The 18,690-nt window shown below is 56.1% G+C and carries 15 protein-coding genes; 1 reads left to right on the forward strand and 14 read right to left on the reverse strand.

Annotated features, from left to right (window positions below):
• Positions 1–174 precede the first annotated feature (174 nt).
• The 12 genes from H7C19_RS24075 to H7C19_RS24130 form a co-directional block, all read right to left on the reverse strand.
• Positions 175–3,093, reverse strand: a complete 2,919-nt coding sequence (locus tag H7C19_RS24075) for an NHLP bacteriocin export ABC transporter permease/ATPase subunit (protein WP_185671617.1) — start codon at positions 3,091–3,093, stop codon at positions 175–177.
• A 26-nt stretch (positions 3,094–3,119) separates the two neighbouring features.
• The gene (locus tag H7C19_RS24080) at positions 3,120–5,312 is read right to left on the reverse strand and encodes an NHLP family bacteriocin export ABC transporter peptidase/permease/ATPase subunit (protein ID WP_185671618.1); all 2,193 of its coding nucleotides are present in this window, start codon (positions 5,310–5,312) and stop codon (positions 3,120–3,122) included.
• A gap of 19 nt (positions 5,313–5,331) precedes the next feature.
• Positions 5,332–6,297, reverse strand: a complete 966-nt coding sequence (locus tag H7C19_RS24085) for an NHLP bacteriocin system secretion protein (protein WP_185671619.1) — start codon at positions 6,295–6,297, stop codon at positions 5,332–5,334.
• A complete protein-coding gene (locus tag H7C19_RS24090) occupies positions 6,290–7,321 on the reverse strand; it encodes an ABC transporter substrate-binding protein (RefSeq protein ID WP_221469445.1) in 1,032 nt (343 codons plus the stop codon). Before H7C19_RS24090 ends, H7C19_RS24085 begins: the two co-directional genes overlap by 8 nt.
• Before the next feature lie 369 nt (positions 7,322–7,690).
• Entirely contained in the window at positions 7,691–8,830 is a 1,140-nt protein-coding gene (locus H7C19_RS24095) for a response regulator (protein WP_185671621.1), read from the reverse strand.
• A complete protein-coding gene (locus H7C19_RS24100; protein WP_185671622.1) occupies positions 8,805–10,634 on the reverse strand; it encodes a sensor histidine kinase in 1,830 nt (609 codons plus the stop codon). The genes H7C19_RS24095 and H7C19_RS24100 overlap by 26 nt, the downstream gene beginning before the upstream one ends.
• Before the next feature lie 289 nt (positions 10,635–10,923).
• On the reverse strand, positions 10,924–12,357 hold the full coding sequence (locus tag H7C19_RS24105) for a vWA domain-containing protein (RefSeq protein WP_246469711.1): 1,434 nt from the start codon (positions 12,355–12,357) through the stop codon (positions 10,924–10,926).
• 144 nt (positions 12,358–12,501) lie between these two features.
• The gene (locus H7C19_RS24110; protein ID WP_185671624.1) at positions 12,502–12,945 is read right to left on the reverse strand and encodes a HEAT repeat domain-containing protein; all 444 of its coding nucleotides are present in this window, start codon (positions 12,943–12,945) and stop codon (positions 12,502–12,504) included.
• A gap of 94 nt (positions 12,946–13,039) precedes the next feature.
• Positions 13,040–15,526, reverse strand: a complete 2,487-nt coding sequence (locus tag H7C19_RS24115) for a winged helix-turn-helix domain-containing protein (RefSeq protein WP_221469446.1) — start codon at positions 15,524–15,526, stop codon at positions 13,040–13,042.
• Positions 15,527–15,944: 418 nt separating this feature from the next.
• Positions 15,945–16,175, reverse strand: coding sequence for a hypothetical protein (locus H7C19_RS24120; RefSeq protein WP_185671626.1), 231 nt, complete (start codon positions 16,173–16,175; stop codon positions 15,945–15,947).
• 289 nt (positions 16,176–16,464) lie between these two features.
• A complete protein-coding gene (locus H7C19_RS24125; RefSeq protein ID WP_221469447.1) occupies positions 16,465–16,611 on the reverse strand; it encodes a DoxX family protein in 147 nt (48 codons plus the stop codon).
• A gap of 90 nt (positions 16,612–16,701) precedes the next feature.
• The gene (locus H7C19_RS24130) at positions 16,702–16,911 is read right to left on the reverse strand and encodes an aspartyl-phosphate phosphatase Spo0E family protein (protein WP_246469712.1); all 210 of its coding nucleotides are present in this window, start codon (positions 16,909–16,911) and stop codon (positions 16,702–16,704) included.
• Positions 16,912–17,057: 146 nt separating this feature from the next.
• Here H7C19_RS24130 and H7C19_RS24135 point away from each other — a divergent pair, with 146 nt between their 5' ends.
• Entirely contained in the window at positions 17,058–17,330 is a 273-nt protein-coding gene (locus H7C19_RS24135; RefSeq protein WP_185671627.1) for a helix-turn-helix domain-containing protein, read from the forward strand.
• A gap of 27 nt (positions 17,331–17,357) precedes the next feature.
• Here H7C19_RS24135 and H7C19_RS24140 read toward each other — a convergent pair whose 3' ends face one another.
• Together H7C19_RS24140 and H7C19_RS24145 are read right to left on the reverse strand one after the other, a co-directional pair.
• Entirely contained in the window at positions 17,358–17,789 is a 432-nt protein-coding gene (locus H7C19_RS24140; protein ID WP_185671628.1) for a DUF1801 domain-containing protein, read from the reverse strand.
• A 43-nt stretch (positions 17,790–17,832) separates the two neighbouring features.
• Positions 17,833–18,387, reverse strand: coding sequence for a GNAT family N-acetyltransferase (locus tag H7C19_RS24145; protein ID WP_185671629.1), 555 nt, complete (start codon positions 18,385–18,387; stop codon positions 17,833–17,835).
• Positions 18,388–18,690 lie beyond the last annotated feature (303 nt).

Raw genomic sequence — 18,690 nt, forward strand, 5'->3', positions numbered from 1 at the left:
CACGATCCGCTCGATTTCCCTACCAACTTGCTGCCCCCATCGCCGATCCGCTCTCCGGTGGAGATGCTCCGCCAGGAGAATGAACGCCATGCGCAATGGGTCACGGGGATCCGAGGCGCCTGCGATGATCGCCAGGTTCGTCCCGCCCTCGGATCCGGGATCGGCTGCCGGCCATCAGGCCAGCTGCCGCTTGGCGAGCTCCAGGAACAGCCCTTCCTGCTTCATCAGCTCCGCATAGGTTCCCGACTGGATCACGCGTCCGCCGTCCAGCACGAAGATGCGATCGGCATTCCGGATCGTGCTGAGCCGGTGCGCGATCACCACGCGCGTCGCGCGAAGCTTGTCCAGGCTCTCGCTGACGATGGCCTGCGTCCGATTATCCAGCGCGCTGGTGGCTTCGTCGAACAAGAGAATCTTGGGCCTTCTGGCGAGCGCCCTGGCGATGAGCATCCGCTGCCGCTGTCCGCCGGACAGCGTGCCGCCGCCTTCGGAGATGACCGTGTGCATGCCCATCGGCATCTGCTGGATGTCCTGATCGAAGCCTGCCATCCGGGCGGCTTCCCATGCCTCCTGATGCGTCAGATTGGAGGAGCCGATGATGTTGGTATAGATATCGCCCGCCATGACTTTGCCGTGCTGCAGCACGACGCCGAGCTGACTGCGAACGGACCGGATATCCAGCGATTTCATGTCCTGGCCGTCATAGTAAATCGAGCCCGACTCCGCCTTCTCGAATCCGAGCAGCAGCCGAAGCAAGGACGACTTGCCGCAGCCCGATGCGCCGACGAGCGCGACGAACTCGCCCGGACGGATCGTCAGAGACAGATCGTTCAGCACGAGCCGCTGGTCCGCGGCATAACGGAAGCTCACATGCCGGACTTCGATCCCGCCGACGAGTTCTCCCGGATCGTCCATCGCCTCGTGCACCTCGGGCACCGACTGCAGGATCGGCTTGGTCCGCTCGAGCAGCGGCACGATGTTGAGCAAGGAGACCGCGGCGGTCGACATCGCGAGCATCGCGCCCAGGAAGGTCGTGAACGCCGAGAAGAAGGCGATGAACCGGCCCGCGCTAAGTCCGTTCGACTGGTTCGCGACGAGGTAGAACAGCGCGATCGAGGCCGCGATGGGGAAGATGGCGTTAAACACGGCGTGGACGTTGGTGATCGATCTCGCCTGGAACGAAGTCTCCTTCATCTCTCCGAACAGTTTGGCCCACAGGACGAAGGCCCGACGCTCCGCCGCGGCCATCCGGAACTTCGAGATGCCGTTAATGATCTGCAGGACGGTGCCCACGAGCTTGCCTTGCAGCCTTAGCAGCACGCGCTGCTTGCGCACCAGCGCGAAGCCGATGCCGACGGTCGCGAGCATGGAGACGAGCACGAGCGATGCCGCCGCCAATGCCAGCTTCACGTCGTAATGAAAGAGCAAGAAGAAGTTGAAGGAAGAGAAAATGCCCGAGAATATCGCGGTTACCGCCACGCCCGACAGCATCTTCCGGATGTCGTTGATGCTGTTCGCCCGATTCGCCAGATCCCCCGCCGTGAATTGGCGGAAGAAGGATGCGGGCAACTGAAGCAGCCGATCCCACACCGCCGCCTGAATCGAGCCGTCCATCTTCCCTTCGATCCGGAGCATCGCTATCGCTCGCGTGAGCTCGAACAGCGCCGTCGCGAGCGTGATGGAGAGCAGGATGAGCCCCATCTGCAGCAGCGGGCCTCGTTGGGCCGCCGGAATGATCGCGTCGAAGAGGATGCCGCTCGCGATCGGCACGCACATGCCGAGCAGTCCCGCGGCGATCCCGAGCAGCGTCACCCGCGCGAAGTCGCGCCTGATCGTCCGATGGCTGCCGAACTTCAGGATGTCGAGGACGGTCAGCGGAACGGACGGCAGCGCGCGGTAGAACATATGGGCCACGGTCGCAAGCTTCGCGGCCGTCTCCGCCGTGACCGCGGTCTCCGTGCCGTCGGCGGGATGAACGAGACGATAGCCGGACGGCCCTCGCGGCAGCAGCGCGACCGGGTGGTCCCCCTCTTCGAGAAAGGCCAGCAGCGGTCCGTTGTCCGTCTTCCACCAGCGATCCCTCAGCACGACCTGGCGCGACCGGAACCCGGAAGCTTTGGCGATCTCGCTGACGGGATCCCGCGATCTCCGCATCCGATGCGCGGGAACCGGCTTGACGGCGATCCCCATGGCTTCCCCTACGAGGCTTGCCGCCGCATGGAGGGCGTCGCCCGATATAGGCTCGGCCCCCGTCTTCACGCTCGAACCGCCGGTCACGGAAGCCAATCTTCGGATCGCCCGTTCCATCACGGCATGATCCTGCTCGGTCTTCAACTTGAGCCGCTCCCGTTCGAATTGCTCCTCGAACGGATGGACTTGACGCAAGCGTTCCGCTATAAGCCGATGGTACGCGGACAAGGCCGCAACCGACGGATCCCGCTCCAGCCACTCCAGCGTGCCGAGGACGGACAGCTTGGACGGTTCGGCTGCCGTCAGCCAGCTTGCCGGCGTCAGCGGGAACAGCGAGCCCGGCCGGCCGATCGCGAGACCGTCATCGCCCATCCAGTGCAGCGCGCCTTCGTTCAAGAGGATCCAAGTCGGGGCCGCCGTGCGCAGCGTCGTTCGCTCCGCCGCCTCGACGGCAACGCCAAGCGCCAAGTCGATGCTCGGTTCCGCCGGCTCGGCTAGGACCGATAACGCCGGCCAGGCCAGAACCCATGCCTCGATCGCTCGCGCGGCCGCTGTCCGAATCGCGGGCGAAGCGGACAGCGCGCGAATCCAGGCGGCTTTGTCCATTCGGAGCAGCCGGGTTCCGGAGCCGGCGACGAGGATGCCCGCCGAACCGTTCCGGCCGGCATCCGTCGGATCGTATCCGAATAGGAACTGCCCCGGCTCCAGGCCAAACAGGAAGCGCCTTGGGCGGATCACTTCTTCTTCGTGCAACGCCACGGCGAACACATCCGCATGTCCGGCTTGAACCATCCACACGGATGCTTCGTCGCGGATGATCAAGGGGCGGTTCCCTTCGGCTTCCGTCACGGCGCCCTCTTCGGCGAACAGTCGCTGCAGTTCGGATGTATCCGATCGATTCACCGTCTTCCCCTCCTTTCCTTGCTCGATCAATGCTCTTCGATCAGCCTTGCGTAGACGCCGTTCCGGGCGAGCAGCTCTTGATGGGTGCCTCGTTCCGCGACTTTACCCCGATGCATCACGATAATCTCGTCCGCGTCGCGGATCGTGCTGAGTCTGTGCGCTACGATGAGGCAGGTGCATCCTCTTCTCCGGATACTGGCATCCACCAGCTGTTCCGTCTTCGGGTCCAGCGCGCTTGTCGCTTCGTCCAGAACCAGGACGGACGGATTGCCCGCCAGCGCTCTGGCGATCTCCAGCCGTTGCCGTTGTCCGCCGCTGAAGTTGCCGCCGCTCTCCTCGATGAGGTGATCGTAGCCGCCGCTGCGCGCGCTGATGTCGTCGTGGATGCGGGCGTCCTTGGCCGCCCGCACGATATCCGTCTCCGGAACGGTCGCGTCCCACAGCGACAGATTGTCTCGAATCGTCCCTTCGAACAGATGGATCTCTTGATCCACGACCGCCACGGAGTGTCCGATCACCGAGCGGGAGAGCTGCCCCCGCGGCGCGTCGTCGAAGCGGATCTCGCCCGACCAAGGCTCGTAGATGCCCGCCACCAGCTTCGCGACCGTCGACTTGCCGCTTCCTGATCCGCCGACGAGCGCTACCCGCATGCCCGGCTTCAGCGCCAGGCTGAAATTCTCGATCAACGGACCTTCCAGCCGGCTGTAGCCGAAAGTAACCTCACGGAGTTCGACGAATCCCGCCAGCTTGGCTTCCGTCTCGGCCTCCGGGTCGCGCGCCGTCTCATCCGCCGTCACCTGCGCGTCCGCTTGATAGTTCAGGACGTCGTCCAGCCGTTTGAGACCGCCTTGCGCTTCCTGCAACGAGCTGCCAAGCTGCACGATCTGGTTAACCGGCTCGATGAAGCTGGCCATCAAGCTCTGAAAAGCCACGAGCATGCCGACCGTCAATACGCCGTCCATCACTTGCGCGCCGCCGACCGATAGGATCGCCGCCGTGCCGAGGCCGGACAGCAGGCCGGGCACGGCCGACAGCAGGCCGGACGAGACGCCGAGCTGCTGCTGGGATTGCAGCAGCTTGCTTTGGTACCCGGACCACTTGGCGAAGAAGTCGGACTCCGAACCGCTCGATTTCAGCGTTTCGATGAATTGCAGTCCGCCCATCGATACGCCCTGCATCTTGCCCGATTCCTGCAGCAGACGCATGTTCTGGTCGACTCTTTGCTTGGAGACGAAGCGCAGGAAGAGCACGTTCGCCAGGGCGGCCGCCACGGCGATTGCCGTCAACAGGAAGCTGTATTGCAGCATGAGCAGCAGATAGAAGACGATCATGATCGCATTCAGTGCCGCGACGGCCAGATCGCCCGACAGCAGCTGCGCCACGCGGTCGTTGATCATGACCCTGGAGCCGATCTCGCCGCCGTACCGTTGGGAGAAGAATTCGATCGGAAGCCTTAATACGTGCCAGAAGAACCGCCCGGACGTGCTGAGCGAGAACTTCATCTCGAGCCGGAGCAAGTAATATCGCTGAAGCCAGGTTAACGCCGCGCGCATCAAAGCGGTGGCCAGCATGCCGAGCAGCAGCGGGACCAGCCAACTGTGCATACCGCCAAGCAGGATGTTGTCGATGAGCACTTTGGTGAACACCGGGATAACCAAACCGGGAACGACCAGGAACAGCCCGGCCAAGATCGCGTAGACCAAGGCCGACTCCGACCCTTGCAGCCGGCGGCGAAGCGATCCCCATATCCCTGGCCGTCCGCCCAGGCGCTCGTACTGCCCGGAAGGCTCGAACGTCAGCGCCACGCCGGTGAAGGACAAGTCGAACTCCGCTTCGGACACGATTCTCGGACCGACGGCGGGATCGTTCAAGTACACGCGGCCGTTCTTGAATCCTTCCAGCACGATGAAGTGGTTGAAGTTCCAATGGATGATCATCGGCAGCGGCATCCGGCGAAGATCCTCCGGATTTTTCTTGAATCCCTTGGCGATCAGGCCATAATTCCGCGCCGCCTTGAGGATATTATTCGCTTTGCTCCCGTCCCTGGAGACGCCGCATGCCACCCGCAGCTCCTCCAGCGGGATATGACTCCCGAAGCTGCCTAGCACGATGGCCAGCGCCGCGGCGCCGCACTCCACGGCTTCCATTTGCAGAACGGTCGGCGTCTTCACCCGTCTAGGCGCGCCGTTCTTGGGGCTCATGCGAATCTTCGCTTCCATCGGGCTGTCAGCTCCATTTTCACTTGATCTGCGGAATCACGGACGTGATCGGCTTCTGTTGTTTGACGATGATGGAGGCCGACACCAAGGTGCCGCTGTCGATCTCGATCGGCGGTCCCTCTCCAGTCGACCATTTGTAGCCGCTGACCGTATGAGGGTCCAGGATCGGATCGACCCGCACTTCCAACAAGGCGGCTCCTCGTCCTCCTAACTCGCCTACGAGCGCCTCGTTGCCGAGCGTAAGGAGCATCGACTGGGCGGTCACCGGGAATTCGGAGATGGAGGTCACCCGGCCCCGGATGAACCCGAACTCCTCCCGGTTGACCGAGCTCGGGGAGATATCGACCTGCATGCCGGGAAGGATCTTCTTCCCTTCCTGCAGGCTGAGGTACATCACCGCATTCAACGCCTTCGCCTGCTTGTCTCCCGACTCGATGACGAAGAGCGGCGTCCCCGCCCCGACCGCCGCGCCTAATTTGGAACGAACCTCCAGCACGCGGCCGGTATAGGGGCTCACGATTCTGGACGCGTTCGCGTAATCGGACTGCAGGGCCGTTACGGCTGTCTTTAGCTTCTCGACTTGGCCGGAAGATTCCGCGGTCGCTTGCAGCCGATCAGTTGCTTCCGCCGCCTGCAGCGATTGCTGGAGCTGGCCCAACTGCTCCAGCAGCTGCGGCTGCTCGACCCGGGCGAGCACATCGCCTTTGTTCACGTAATCGTTCGCGACCGCCCGAATGTCGGTGATCGTCCCGCTCGATTCGGCATAAATATTTTGCAGGCCGCCCGGCCGTATGAACACGCCCTGCGATGGAATCTTCGTGCTCAGCGTGCCCCCGAACCCCCATGCGATCGCGGAGACGAGCAGCACGCCGAGCGCCAGGAGCGCGACCCAGCCTTTGGGGGAAGTGACCCGCATCAACGTATCCAATTGCTCGGGCGAGGACAGCCTCTCCACGGACACCTTGCGAAAGACTTCATTATTCATTCGCTCGTGCTCCTTCGGTCAAGTACTGGAACGCGCCGTCCTTGACTTGCTTCAGAATGATCGGCATATCGCGGACGTCGCCGCTGCCGTCGAAGGAATGGGGCCCGGATGCGCCCTGCCAGGACTTCGTCCGCTTCAGCGCTTCGGCCAGCTTCGAAGGCTCCCGCGAGCCCGCCTGCTCCAGCGCGTATGCCAGCAGCTTCAACGAGTCGTAGCCTTGCGCCGCCCACTTGCGAGGCGCCTCGTTATACTTGTCCTCATAGCTCCGGACAAAATGCCGCACGGCTTCGTTCGCGGCGAACGGATTGAAGATGGAGGCGACGACCGTATCTTCCGCAGCGCCGCCCGCCGTATCCGCCAGCGCGGCCGCGTCCAGTCCGTCTCCGCCGATCACGGGCACCTTCATCCCCGCTTTACGCAGATCCGAGACGAACTTGGCGCCATCGGGCATGACCTCCGCTACGAAGACGGCGTCGCAGCCCAGCAGCTTCCACTTGGCCACGATCCGCCGCAGGTCGTTCAGATCCTTGTAGTCGGTCAGGCGGTCGACGGTCTGCATCCCTACCGCCTTGGCTTCATCCTCGAAAGCATTGGCCAACCCTCGTCCGTACTCGTCGTTCGCGTAGAAGATTGCCACGTTATTGAAGCGCTTGGCATGCGCGTATGCCGCCATGGTCGAACCGATCTGCGTATCGTCGGGAATCAGCCGGAACACGCGATCCACTCCGGCCGCCGTAAGCCCCGGCGCGGTCGAAGACGGCGCCAATAACAGCAATCCCGCATGGTCGTATACTTTGGACGCGGGAACGGCGACCGCCGAGCTCCGGTGACCGATCACCGCCGTCAGCTCCGAATTGTTGGCGAAAGCCTGCGCGATCGTAAGCCCGTCCGTCACCGAAGACTTGTCGTCCTTCTCGATGAGCCGGATTCGGCTCCCCAGTACGCCCTGCCGATTGATCTCGTCCAAGGCCAGCTCCAGTCCCTCCCGGAACCCTTCATTGCGATCCGCGAATGGCCATGCCACCCCCACGAGAATATCGCCCGTCTGTCTGCTTAGCGTACGGTCGCGTTCCTGACGCACAGTACCTGCATGCGAGCAAGAGGTTAGCACTAGCATCGCGATGAAAACGGCGATTATCGTTCTGGATCTCATTAGCCGGTATCCCCTTTGCCCTTATCGCTGCTCTTGTTCCAATCGTTCTTGTCCATCTATTCCCGCGCGGGCCGCGCTATCGAGACGCCTCGCATTTTGTCGCATCCTCACGATTTTCTATGTCCTTGTTCCTATGTCAGTCTACTGAAGCCGAATAAAAGAATAATGAAAGACTAGACCGAGAAAAAGACAAAAACCGCGCAGCATCAAGGCTTCGCGGTTTTTCGACGTTCGAGATATTTATTTTTTATCGGCCAATCGGCTTATCAACGCGTCATAGAGATGGATCAGCTCTTCGGACGGACGAATGCCGAGCTCCCGGCTGAGCAGCCGCACGTAGTCGGTATACAGCGCCGTCAATCCCTTCTTGTCCCCGGTCTGCTCGCGCAGCGTCATCAGCAGCCGCATCACCGACTCGTCCAGCGGATTGCGTTCGTTCAGCTTCAGCAGCAGCCGCAATGCGGCTGTCATATCCCTCGACGCGATCAGCGCCTCCGCGAGCCGCTTGACGAACGAGGCGTACAATTCCGCGTAGCGCGCCGTCTCGTGGACGGCCCATACGTACGCCTTATCCCCGAACAGATCGCCCGCATACATTCGTTCGATCTGCAGCGCCTGCTCTACGCTGTCGGCTCCGCTGGACAGCCATTGCTCCGCTTGCCGCTCGAATGCCAAGCAGTCGACAAGGGGGTCCTGCAGCTCAAGCGCGTAGCCGTCGTTCTCCGAGCGTACGACGTCCCGCATGCCCAGCGGCTCCAGAGACTTGCGCAATTGATAGACGGTCGTATTCAAGTAGCTCTCCGCATTGGCCTGATACATGCCGCCGAAGATGTCCGCGATGAGCCTGGAACGGGGAATCCGCTTGCCTCGGTACATCAGCAGGTAGGCGAACAGCTCCGCGCACTTCCGGGAGATCCACTTGACGCGGCCCGTGCCATTGCTCACCGAGACGTCGCCGAGCGCCGTAACGACGATCCGCCCTGCGTCCGGAGAGAGCGAGGCTGGCGGCGGCTGGCTGAGGGAGCGACGGTTCGCCATGGCGCGATTGACCGCCCGCTGCAGACGGTCCTGGGCGACGGGCTTGACCAGATAGTCCAGCACGGACAGCTCGTAGGCATGCAAGGCGAATTCCTTGTGCGACGTGACGAAGACGACTTGCATCGCCGACGCTTCCACCTCCGCGGCGAACGCCATCCCGCTCTCGCCCGGCATGGAGATGTCTACCAGCGCCAGTCCGATATCGTCGTTCTCCCGGAGGAACATGGCGGCGGACTTCGTATCCGTGAACGCGCCCGCCACCTGGACGCCGGGCAGCTTGGCCAGCATTTTGCGCAGAATCAAATGCATCGTCGGCTCATCGTCCACCAAGATGACTTTCAACCGTCTTCGCCTCCCATTCGCCATCGTCGTACGCAGCCCGTCCGCCCGCAGAACCGGGCAACGTGAAGAAGAAGGTCGAACCGTTGCCCGGCACGCTGTCGAACCAGAGGCTGCCGCCATGGATCCGGACGAATTCGCGGGTCAGCATCAGTCCGAATCTCGTATTCCCCTGATCGTCCCCGGTGTCCGGCAGCTTGGAGAACGGCTCTTCCTGAAGCAGCATCCTGGACGTCGTCTCGTCGACGCCCGCTCCGTTGTCGCGTACCGACACGACGATCCGCTCGCCTTCCCGCTCAGCCCCGACTTCGATCGCGCCGCCCTTCCCGGTATACTTGATCGCGTTCGAGAGCAGATTCCGCAGAATGAGATCCAGCATCTCTTTGTCGGCGCTGACCGCGAAGTTCTCGTCGATGCGCTCCGTCATCCGAATCTGCTTCATGCCGGCCTTCGCGGCGGCAAGCGACAGCGCCTGCCGGACGACCTGCTGCAGATTCCAGCCCAGCGGATGGAACGCGACCTTCCCTTTCTGATTGCGGTACCAATCCAGCAGATTCTCCACGAGATGGAACGTATTCTGCACTTGGCCTTGGAGCTCTCTGAACACGTCGGCATGCGCCATCTCGGCGGCGGCCAGCTCCTCGCCCAGCAGCTCGGTCAGACTGACGAGGAGCGCGATCGGATCGCGGATGTCGTGCGCCACGACCGTGAACATCTTGTCCTTGAACGCGTTCAGCTCGGACAGCTGCCGGGCGTTCTCGCGCAGCCGGGCCTCGTTCTCCTTCAGCTCCGTAATATCGTTCAATACCAGAATCTTGCCGATCGGGACCGTGCCCGAATCATAGAGGAACGACAAGCTGCAGTTGTAATGCTTGTTCCGGCTCTCCTGATAGCGATGGAACGGGAAGCGTTCGTCCCCGGCGGCCGCGCCGCGAATGCGGGCTAGCAGCTCCGGGCTGCCCGACAGCACCTCCGCGGCAATGGCGGGATAGCGCTTCGTCAGGCCGAGTTCGGGAAGCGCCTCCGCCGCCGCTTCGTTGTAGCTGACGATCTGGTCCTCATAATCAAACAGAACGACGCCGTCTCGGATCGTATCGAACACTTTGGCTTGGGCAAGCGGCGTCAAGCGTAGCAGATTGAACCGGAATATGCCCCACATGAAGGCAACGCCCGATACGGCGAACCCGAAAGGCGTCAGATCGATGCGGATGCCGAACCAAAAGACCAGATTGAAGAGCATAGGCACGACTGCGCCCAGAATGAGGACGGCGATCTGCTTGCGCACGACCGGCAAAGCGCGCCAGTACATCGGGATGAAGATCGAATAACCGCACAGGATGACGGCATAATTGTAGATGGCGTGAACCTTGTACCAAGGTCCTTTGACCGTCGTATACAAAGGAATGGAGGCGTCCGGATTCAAGTCGTAGCGCGAATAGACGAGGTGATGCCAATCATTGGTCAAGTGGAGGAGGAAGACCGCGGCGGGAACGACGAACAGCGCGAGCGCGAGGCGCTTCCGGTAGCGGCCGGCCACCCCCGTGAATTGAAGGAGCATCAGGAGCCAGAGCGGCGTGACGAACGGAATGCCCAAATATTCGATCTGCAGCGACAGCTTCACTTCGCCCAAGTTCCGGCTGATCAACTCGAACGCGTAGCCTGCCGCATAGCACGCCGCAGCCAGCATGGTCAGAATCATCGTCTTGGCGACGGGCAGATGGCGCTTGCGGTAGGACAAAAACGAGATAAACGCCATCAGCGCCGCTGCGAGAAAGAGCAGCATCGCCATCCATTGTCTTGTATCCAAGTCAGCGGCTCCCCTGCATCGAATTCCTACGGAACCGACCTACGAGCCGGTTCGACAAAAACGTACTTCATTCATTCTATCATCTTAGCAAGAACAAGTGGATGCCCAGGAATGATGGAATCCTTCATTTCGGGAAATGTTCGGACGCAAGTAAAAACGGCTTTGCCGTCTTCCTAGACGGCGACACGTTTTTATCGTCGGTCATACAGAAATGAATAGGCGTAAAACTTATAAATTCTGTATGACAAACAAAAGAGGGGTTCGTCGCCCCTCTTTACTGCCGCAGCCGTCAGTTATTTTTCTTATTCGTCAAATCATCGACATTCCGATCTCCTTCCTCCTTGATGTCGTCATAGACCTTTTTCCCGCTTTTAGACACTTCGTCATACAATTGTTTCCCGGTATCGCGTGCATAGGTCCAAGCGAAATTCTTGCGCTCCGTAATCTTTTGGGAGAGCTCGCTGCGAGGAAAATCCTTTCCGTTTTTGGTTTCCAGATACTTAAGGGCTGCTAGCAAATTCGCATTTTCCGTGTTCGCTAGACGTTGCATCGTTTCTTGCGTTTGATTAATGGCCCCCTGTTTCTGTTCTTTTTGTATATTGGCGTCCCCTTCCCCCTTTTCTTTCCATAACGTCCACTCGCCTCGTAATTTATCATACGCTTTATTCAGATAATTTTTTAGCGCTTCGTCATTATCAACGGAGATAAATTCTCCGCCGCCGGACGTAGCAACCTGTCGCAGCAGTTTTTGCCCTTCATTGTCCACATTGAATCCGATAATATTCACTACGGTCTTCACTTTGGATTGGTTGAGTTCTTTGGCAACCTGTACTGGATTGCCTCCGCAGGTTTCAATCCCATCGCTTACCACATATACGATCGAATCGGTTGTCTCCGGATTTATATCTTGTTTTACGGACTTCAGCGCATTCGCAATGGGTGTCCATCCAGCCGGCTTTATACCTTGAAGCACCTCTTTGATCTGGTCGGTCTGATCCCCTTGACCATGGAAGATTTCTTCCGTGCTGCTACAGGATACTTGTTTATCTTTCTGATCTCCCGTTCCTTTATGACCGTATACCCGCAAAGATACCTCTGCATTTTTGGGCAATTTATCCGCGAAGCTCTGAATCGCTTCTTTGGCGGAGTCCATTTTTGATTTTTTATTGATCTGTGCTTTCATGCTTCCGCTTGCATCAAGCAAGAGGGAGATGTGCAACTTCTTGCTCGCGGGTAATGTAATCTTATCGTTAGGCCGTTCATTATTCACCTTCACTTCGGTCTCAAAGTTCATGAACGTGGTCACATAAGGGCGATAATCTTCTGCCAATAGGAGGAGCAGTTCTTCCGTATACTGATCCGCTGTCAAATCGCTTGATAATTGATCCAGAGCTTCTTGGACTTTCTGTTCGTCATAGTTAGAACCGGCAAAACGTCCCGGAGATTTCATTAGTATTTGTTCATCCGTTAAGGAAGTCTGAGCCTCGCTTGGATTGGCGTCCGATGGGTTCTGACTTTCTGAGTTGGAGTCGCTTGGATCTGAATGGGATGGGCTCTGACTTTCTGAAGGTGCTTTACTTGGAGTGGGATCGGATGGGTCCTGAATGGTTGAAGCTTTCTTATCTGGTCCACTACTGCAACCAGCAAGGACTACGACTAACGTTACCAATAATAAGACGGACTTTCGAAACATCAACTCACCTCCGGTTTGCAATCTTTTCAATCATACAAAATCTGGTTTGCCACATTCAAGTTTTTCCCTCCATTACCTCCGTTCAACCGGAGCCAATCCATTGGAATCCCGTTCAACTGCAGCAAGAAAATACAAAAAAACCGCGCAGCGTCAAGCTTTCGCGGTTCTCTTAGGTCACAACGAAGCCCAGGTGGCCTCAAGCCACTGATCCAGGTCATCGCCTTTGTCACCCTCGTATGTATCGTATATATCCGTTCTCATCTTCTGCAGCTTCTCTTTGAACGCTTCAAACGTATGGTCCCTTGGCAAACTCTTCTTGATCCTGATCAGGGCTTTCGTCGTTCCTTTAATCAAGTCGCCTTTTTTCTGCGACGGCAATTGTACATCTTCGCCAAATGCTTTGAGCTGGCGGTAAGCGGCTTCTTGAACCTTATACACCGTATCACCGATCATGATGCGCGTTAACACGTCGATGGTTTGCTTGTTTTTCCATTGCCCCAATTCTTCGACAGCACTCAAACGTTCTCTCCAATTCGACGTTCGATTGGCGGATTTCTTCAGCTCCTCATAGTTGGGAGGAAGTTCCTTTGTTGCTTCTATATCGCTCAAACCGATCATACTCCTTCTGTCTCATTCGAAATAGGCGCTCTAAAACTTCTTGGATTGGTTCCTAGCTAAAACTCTTCCCAAAGGGCAAATACGGGACGATTGTTCATTCCTCCAGCCATTCTATGGCGCGCTGCAGCGCCTGTACGCGATTGTTGGCGCCAAGCTTGCGGTAGATGTTTTTCAGATGGAATTTGACCGTCTCCGCCGTGACGTTCAGATGAATAGCGATCCCCTTGTTCGACAATCCGTCCGCAATCAATCGCAATACCTTCGTCTCTTGCTTGGTTAGCCGATCTTCGCCCGAAGTCGATTTGTTCGATGCGCGATTCCATATTTGAAGCAGATGTCTCGCGTAGGCCACGGGTGTCTGGGAGGAACGTCTTAAGCGATGGCCTGGCACCTTTAAGTAAACGGAGAGCAATCTGGCCATGATGTCGCCTTCGTCCAAATAGCTGCGAATGTAACCTTGCGGTTCCGAAATGCGCAAAGCCGACTCCAACTCGGTTAGGGCAACCTCCGTTCGACCTTGCCTCTGCAGCGTCAAGCTTCGCAGAATCAGCACTTTGATTCGATCCCTGAGCCGATCCTCCTTGCTTAACAAGTGATTCAACCGCTCTAATAGATCCAGCGCTTCATCCGTCCGGCCGCATGCCCCGAGCACTCTAGCCAAAGCTAGATAGTCCGTCACGCGATTCAGCGTAAGCTCGTCCGAAGGGGCCAAACCGCACCGCCCAAGCCAATCCAGCGCATCTTGGAGCGAACCTTGCCGCAGAGATAGACAAGCTTGTTCCGCTTCGATTTTCAACATAAATAACGCATAGTCGGGGGAGTCGATCTGCAGCTTCAATTGTGCGAGCAGTTCCGATGCGCGTTGCGGATTTCCCTTCGCTTGCTGAATTCGCGAAGCGCTGATGGCAATCCGGATCAAGATCCGCGCGAACGGCTCCATGTCCCTGCGTCCAAGAACCTGATGGATATAATGCTCCGCCTCGTCCAATCGATTCCACTCGTACAACAATTGGCAGTAGGACGCGGACAAGAGACCGAAAAAAGGATATTCTTTCTTGTCTCCCCAGATCGTCATCCATTTCAATAAGAAGGCATCCGCGGCATGAAGATCGTTGATGAGCGCGAGATGATCATCAAACGAATCATAGCCTTGATATCGGTTGCGCCCCATGGTTTGAAAGAGGCTGCCTTCCGGCACATATCGTTCGACCAGCTCGAAATAGGCCGATGTCCGCTCCAGATCCTTTTGCAGATAGGAGGCGACCGCGGAGAAAAAATATAAATTGCCCATGATTCGGCGCCATTCCGCATCGGTCATCTTCCCTTGCAGCGCTTGAAACCGGATTTGGGCCTGCTCGACTCTCCTAAAGGCAGCGCTCCATTCTCCGACGCCGAGCAATACGGATATATAAAACAGCTCGATCATGGGCTTCTCCGCCAAAGAATTCTCCGGCAATACGGATACCCATCGGATCAACGTCACGCTTTTCGATTGTACGAGCGTAGGCAGATTTTTCTCGATCAGCCGCACGACATCCTGGGCCTGATTCGCTTCTAAATAATGCTCCACCGCTTCTTCGTCAAATCCATGATGCTCCAGCCAGTTCGCCGCTCGGGTATGTACTTCCATCCATTTGTTCGGTTGGGTTCTGAACAATAGTTGTTGCAAGAAGTCGGAAAGCAAATGATGATACCTATACCACTCCCTGTGATCGTCTAAAGGGATGACAAACAAATTCAGCTGCTCCAGCTTCTCCAATTGCGCTTGACCGTTCGTTTGCCCCGTTACGGCCTGACACAGGGAATGATTCATTCGGCTCAGTATAGAAGTTTCCAGTAGAAAATCGCGGATCGGCTCGGATTGATGACGGAATACTTCTTCCAGCAAATAATCGGAGATCGGATGCCGTTGACCGCTGAATTGCTGTATCGTCCGTGCGACATTATCGCTTCGTCTCAGAGAGATGGCCGCCAATTGCAGCCCGCTGATCCAGCCTTCCGTCTGCCGGAACAGCTCCGCGACTTGCGCTTGGGTCAACGCAAGATCGGTCGTCTCTCGAAAAAAGGCAAGCCCCTCGTCCAGTTGGAAACGCAAATCGTTCATCTTGATATGATGGAATTCGCCTTTGGCCAGAAGCCTGGCGGTAGGTATCGTCAGTTCGGTGCGGCTTGCGATGTAGAGATGAACGCGGGAAGGCAGATGCTCTAGCAGATAAGTCATCGAGCGATGAATGGAGGAGACTTCAATGATATGGTAATCATCGAAAATCAGGACCAGCTCGCCGGTCATCCGATCGAGTTCATTCAGGAGCGCCGCGATCGCGGGCTCCAGATTCTCCGAAGGCCCGTTGTCGATCATAGACTCGACCGTTCGACCGAAGCCGGGGACATGCTCCCGGATGGAAGCGATCACATAACGCCAGAACTGAATCCAATCGTTGTCCTGCCGATCTAGCGAGACCCAAGCCGCATGGCTGCCGCATTGCTTCACCCATTCGCTTAAAGCTGTCGTTTTCCCGTAACCGGCCTGAGCGGACACAAGCGTCAGCTTGGCGCTCATTCCCTCATCCAGTTTACGCATCAGCCTTGGACGGGTCACCAAAGCGTTGCGCACATGTGGGATATGAAGTTTGGTTGATACGATCAATGAAGATCCCTCCGTCAACTAGTAAGGATAGTATACCAGATTCTTGCCCCCCCACCTCCACAAAAAAAGCCTCGGTGAAAGTCTCCGAGGGAAGGAAAACAGCCGATTGATGTTGGCTGTCAGCCCAATTTTGGACTTTTACCATGTTAAAAGAGATATCGATACGGCATTGCCGTCTTCTCAGAAGAGGGCGATACGTTTTTATCGGTGGTCATACAGAGATGGATAGGCGTAAAACTTATACATCTGTATGGCTAAAAAAAGAAAGGCTCCCTTGGGACGCATCGGAATGATGCGCAACGGGAGCTGTTTACGTTTATCTTACCGAATGTCGCCTTTTGTCGTCAAATTCTTAAATAAAGAAAAAGGGAAAGAAGCCAGGGAAGAAGCCGTCAAAACCCGGGAAAAATCCGTCAAAAAAGAAAGCCTTGATCTCGGCTTTCCCCCCTTTCGGGGCCAAAATAACATGATCGTCTCTAACGTCTTTTACGATACCTGAAATAACAGCACCATTTTTGTAATGAGCAACGATCATTTTATTCTTCAATTTTTTCTTCTGATCTGCGGTCAAAGTCGTCCTCATGTTGGAACACCTCCTTCGAGATATGTATTTTTATTTTATGGAATTATCATGATCATGACTTAGACAAGTATACATATTAAAAAAATGTACTCCATACTCGTTAGAGCCGCCTCACGGGAGACATATGAACAAACTAGGGTTACCCTCTGCGGTTGGGTCCAACCGCATTCAGGGTAACCCTTCGTTTATCCTCTGCTGCTATCATCGATTCGTTGCCGACGCCCTACCAAAACAGACGGCGTACCCTTCTGTCCCGCAGCCATAATCCCCCCCAGGCGAGAATCGCCAGCTACACCGAAAAGAGCGTATTCGTAAACAAAGGAGCATCCACGCGCATCTGCGTGGCGATCGCTCCGCCGAAAAAACCGGTCAGCAGCACCGCTCCAAGTATGGATGTCCTCGGAATCGCGTATAAGACGGTACAGATAAGCGCCAATATGCCGATCGGGGGTTACTTGTACTACAGCATGAACCATGCTCCCTCGTTTCTTACGGATTGCTTCTCCCAAGACTCTCCTCTTTTTCGCTAAGGCGACTGTCGTTTACGCTCGCCCTTCTTCTGATGCAGCCGGTTGATTAAATCGTCTACCTTCCGGCTCTGAGCCTGAACCGCCTCGTTCTGGAATAATGGAATGCCCCGCTCCAGAGATTTCTGGCCCAGCTCGTTTAACTTCCTCTTTTCTTCCTCAAACTTATGATGTAAATCGACCACCGGACTGCCCTCCATCTCATTCATTGAGCGGCGTCCCTGGTTCTTGGATGAATGGAAAGCGTACCCCTCAATTTTAATGCGTTATTCGGTTCATTTCATTTTAATGCGATATTCGCATTAAAACAATGACCTTGTCACTTACAATTTTGTTTAAATGTGAGGTGCCAGCAATGAAACATCGTAAAGAACCGCCCGGGGACAAAAATATCATTGGCACCAAGGTCGTTGCCATTCGCAAGGAGAAGGGAGTCAAACAAAAGGAGTTTCTGGCCAAGCTGCAGACGTTCGGTCTCGATATCAGTCCCACCAGTCTTTCGCGTTTGGAAGGCCAGTATCGACTCGTTCAAGATTACGAAGTCGTCGCGATCGCCAAGGCGCTGGATATCTCCGTCGGTGAGTTGTTGGGGGAGACGGAATGCGGGAATGAAAAAGAACGTCGCTAGACCGACGTTCCGCGGAAACACCGCACCCTACAAGCGCGGTTGTTTAGGATAAGTTTCATTTAAAAATCGGATGGATTGGGTGATGAGCGCCTTTAGAATCTCAACATCGATATCCGCTAGTTTATTGATGTAGACGCATCCTTTGCCTGCTTGATACTTTCCGAATTTCTGCAATAACGTATCTCGTTCCGAATCGCCAGTCGCGAAATAGAGGCTGATGCGCGCTTTTCGGGGTGAAAATCCAACCAAAGGCGCATCGCCCTCGTGACCGGATTCATATTTGTAGTGATAGGAACCGAATCCGATGATACTCGGCCCCCACATCTTCGCAGGGCAGCCCGTTGTCTCCGAAAATAGATCCAATAGTTGATAGGCATCTTCACGTTTTTTAAGGTTGTCGACATTTTCAATAAACTCGATTACGCTGTTGTCGGTTTCCTTCGTTTTCAGCTTGTACATCACCGAGATCTTCTCCTCTCTAAATATCTACGGCCTAGGAGCTTCAATCTATATAATCACTCACCTTACAAAGCCAAACCATGTGATCGGAATCGGGTCCCCAATAGTCCTTAACTACCTTATAAGGCTCTCCGAATTTTCGCAACCATCTTGTCTGCGCACGTTTGTAACCACTGTCCAGACAAAACTGATCAATTCCTTGTTTTTTTAGATATGTCAACATACCCTTAATCAAATTCGAACCCACACCTTGCCCCTGACAGCTTGGCAAAACATATATACTTCCCAACTCGCCCACATCATCCAGCTGATTTTCTGTGCAAGATTGAATAGCCTCGCCACAGGGTCCAAAGGAAATTGTACCGACAACCGCCTCATTTAGTTTAGCAATAAGGAAATAGGTGTCCGAATTAGTCGGATCCAGCGAGGTAAGCGCCAGTTGTTTTTTGTCTTCAATTTCTTTTTGTATATCATCATGTAAATGACCAAGTCCTTCTTTTTCAAAGGCATCTGAAATGGAATATTTAAAAATCTGGCATACGAACAGTATATCGTCTTGAGTGAGCGTGCTTAGGGCCAGATGATTAGTCTTCGTCACGGTTTTGCACCTCTAACAAAATGAATGTTCCGCAGAAGTCTTTAAAGGTCTACATCGAATATTGTGCTAACGGCCCGTAAATATCAATACCTCGCGCGTAATTTGCTTCCATTGACGTTCCCGATCTTTACCGATTTACAGCGATAATGGAAGCGCGACCGAACCGGAACGCGAAAAACTTAGATTGCCCCAGCCCAGAGGCCATCCTTCGTTGATTTTGACCCCCTATACCCTCATCTCCCGATTTGTTCCCGTTAGCTTTCAACGTACGCGTGTTATAATCTCCGTAGTTTGCTTATCGGG

Source organism: Cohnella nanjingensis, assembly GCF_014212125.1.
Lineage (GTDB): Bacteria > Bacillota > Bacilli > Paenibacillales > Paenibacillaceae > Cohnella > Cohnella nanjingensis.

Excerpts from the sequence above, each read along its gene's own strand:
- H7C19_RS24130 (WP_246469712.1), bottom strand. The coding sequence starts at position 16,911 with ATGAATGAGATGGAGGGCAGTCCGGTGGTCGATTTACATCATAAGTTT.
- H7C19_RS24120 (WP_185671626.1), bottom strand. The coding sequence starts at position 16,175 with ATGAGGACGACTTTGACCGCAGATCAGAAGAAAAAATTGAAGAATAAA.
- H7C19_RS24110 (WP_185671624.1), bottom strand. The coding sequence starts at position 12,945 with ATGATCGGTTTGAGCGATATAGAAGCAACAAAGGAACTTCCTCCCAAC.
- H7C19_RS24080 (WP_185671618.1), bottom strand. The coding sequence starts at position 5,312 with ATGGAAGCGAAGATTCGCATGAGCCCCAAGAACGGCGCGCCTAGACGG.
- H7C19_RS24140 (WP_185671628.1), bottom strand. The coding sequence starts at position 17,789 with ATGTACAAGCTGAAAACGAAGGAAACCGACAACAGCGTAATCGAGTTT.
- H7C19_RS24085 (WP_185671619.1), bottom strand. The coding sequence starts at position 6,297 with ATGAATAATGAAGTCTTTCGCAAGGTGTCCGTGGAGAGGCTGTCCTCG.
- H7C19_RS24135 (WP_185671627.1), top strand. The coding sequence starts at position 17,058 with ATGAAACATCGTAAAGAACCGCCCGGGGACAAAAATATCATTGGCACC.
- H7C19_RS24115 (WP_221469446.1), bottom strand. The coding sequence starts at position 15,526 with ATGCGTAAACTGGATGAGGGAATGAGCGCCAAGCTGACGCTTGTGTCC.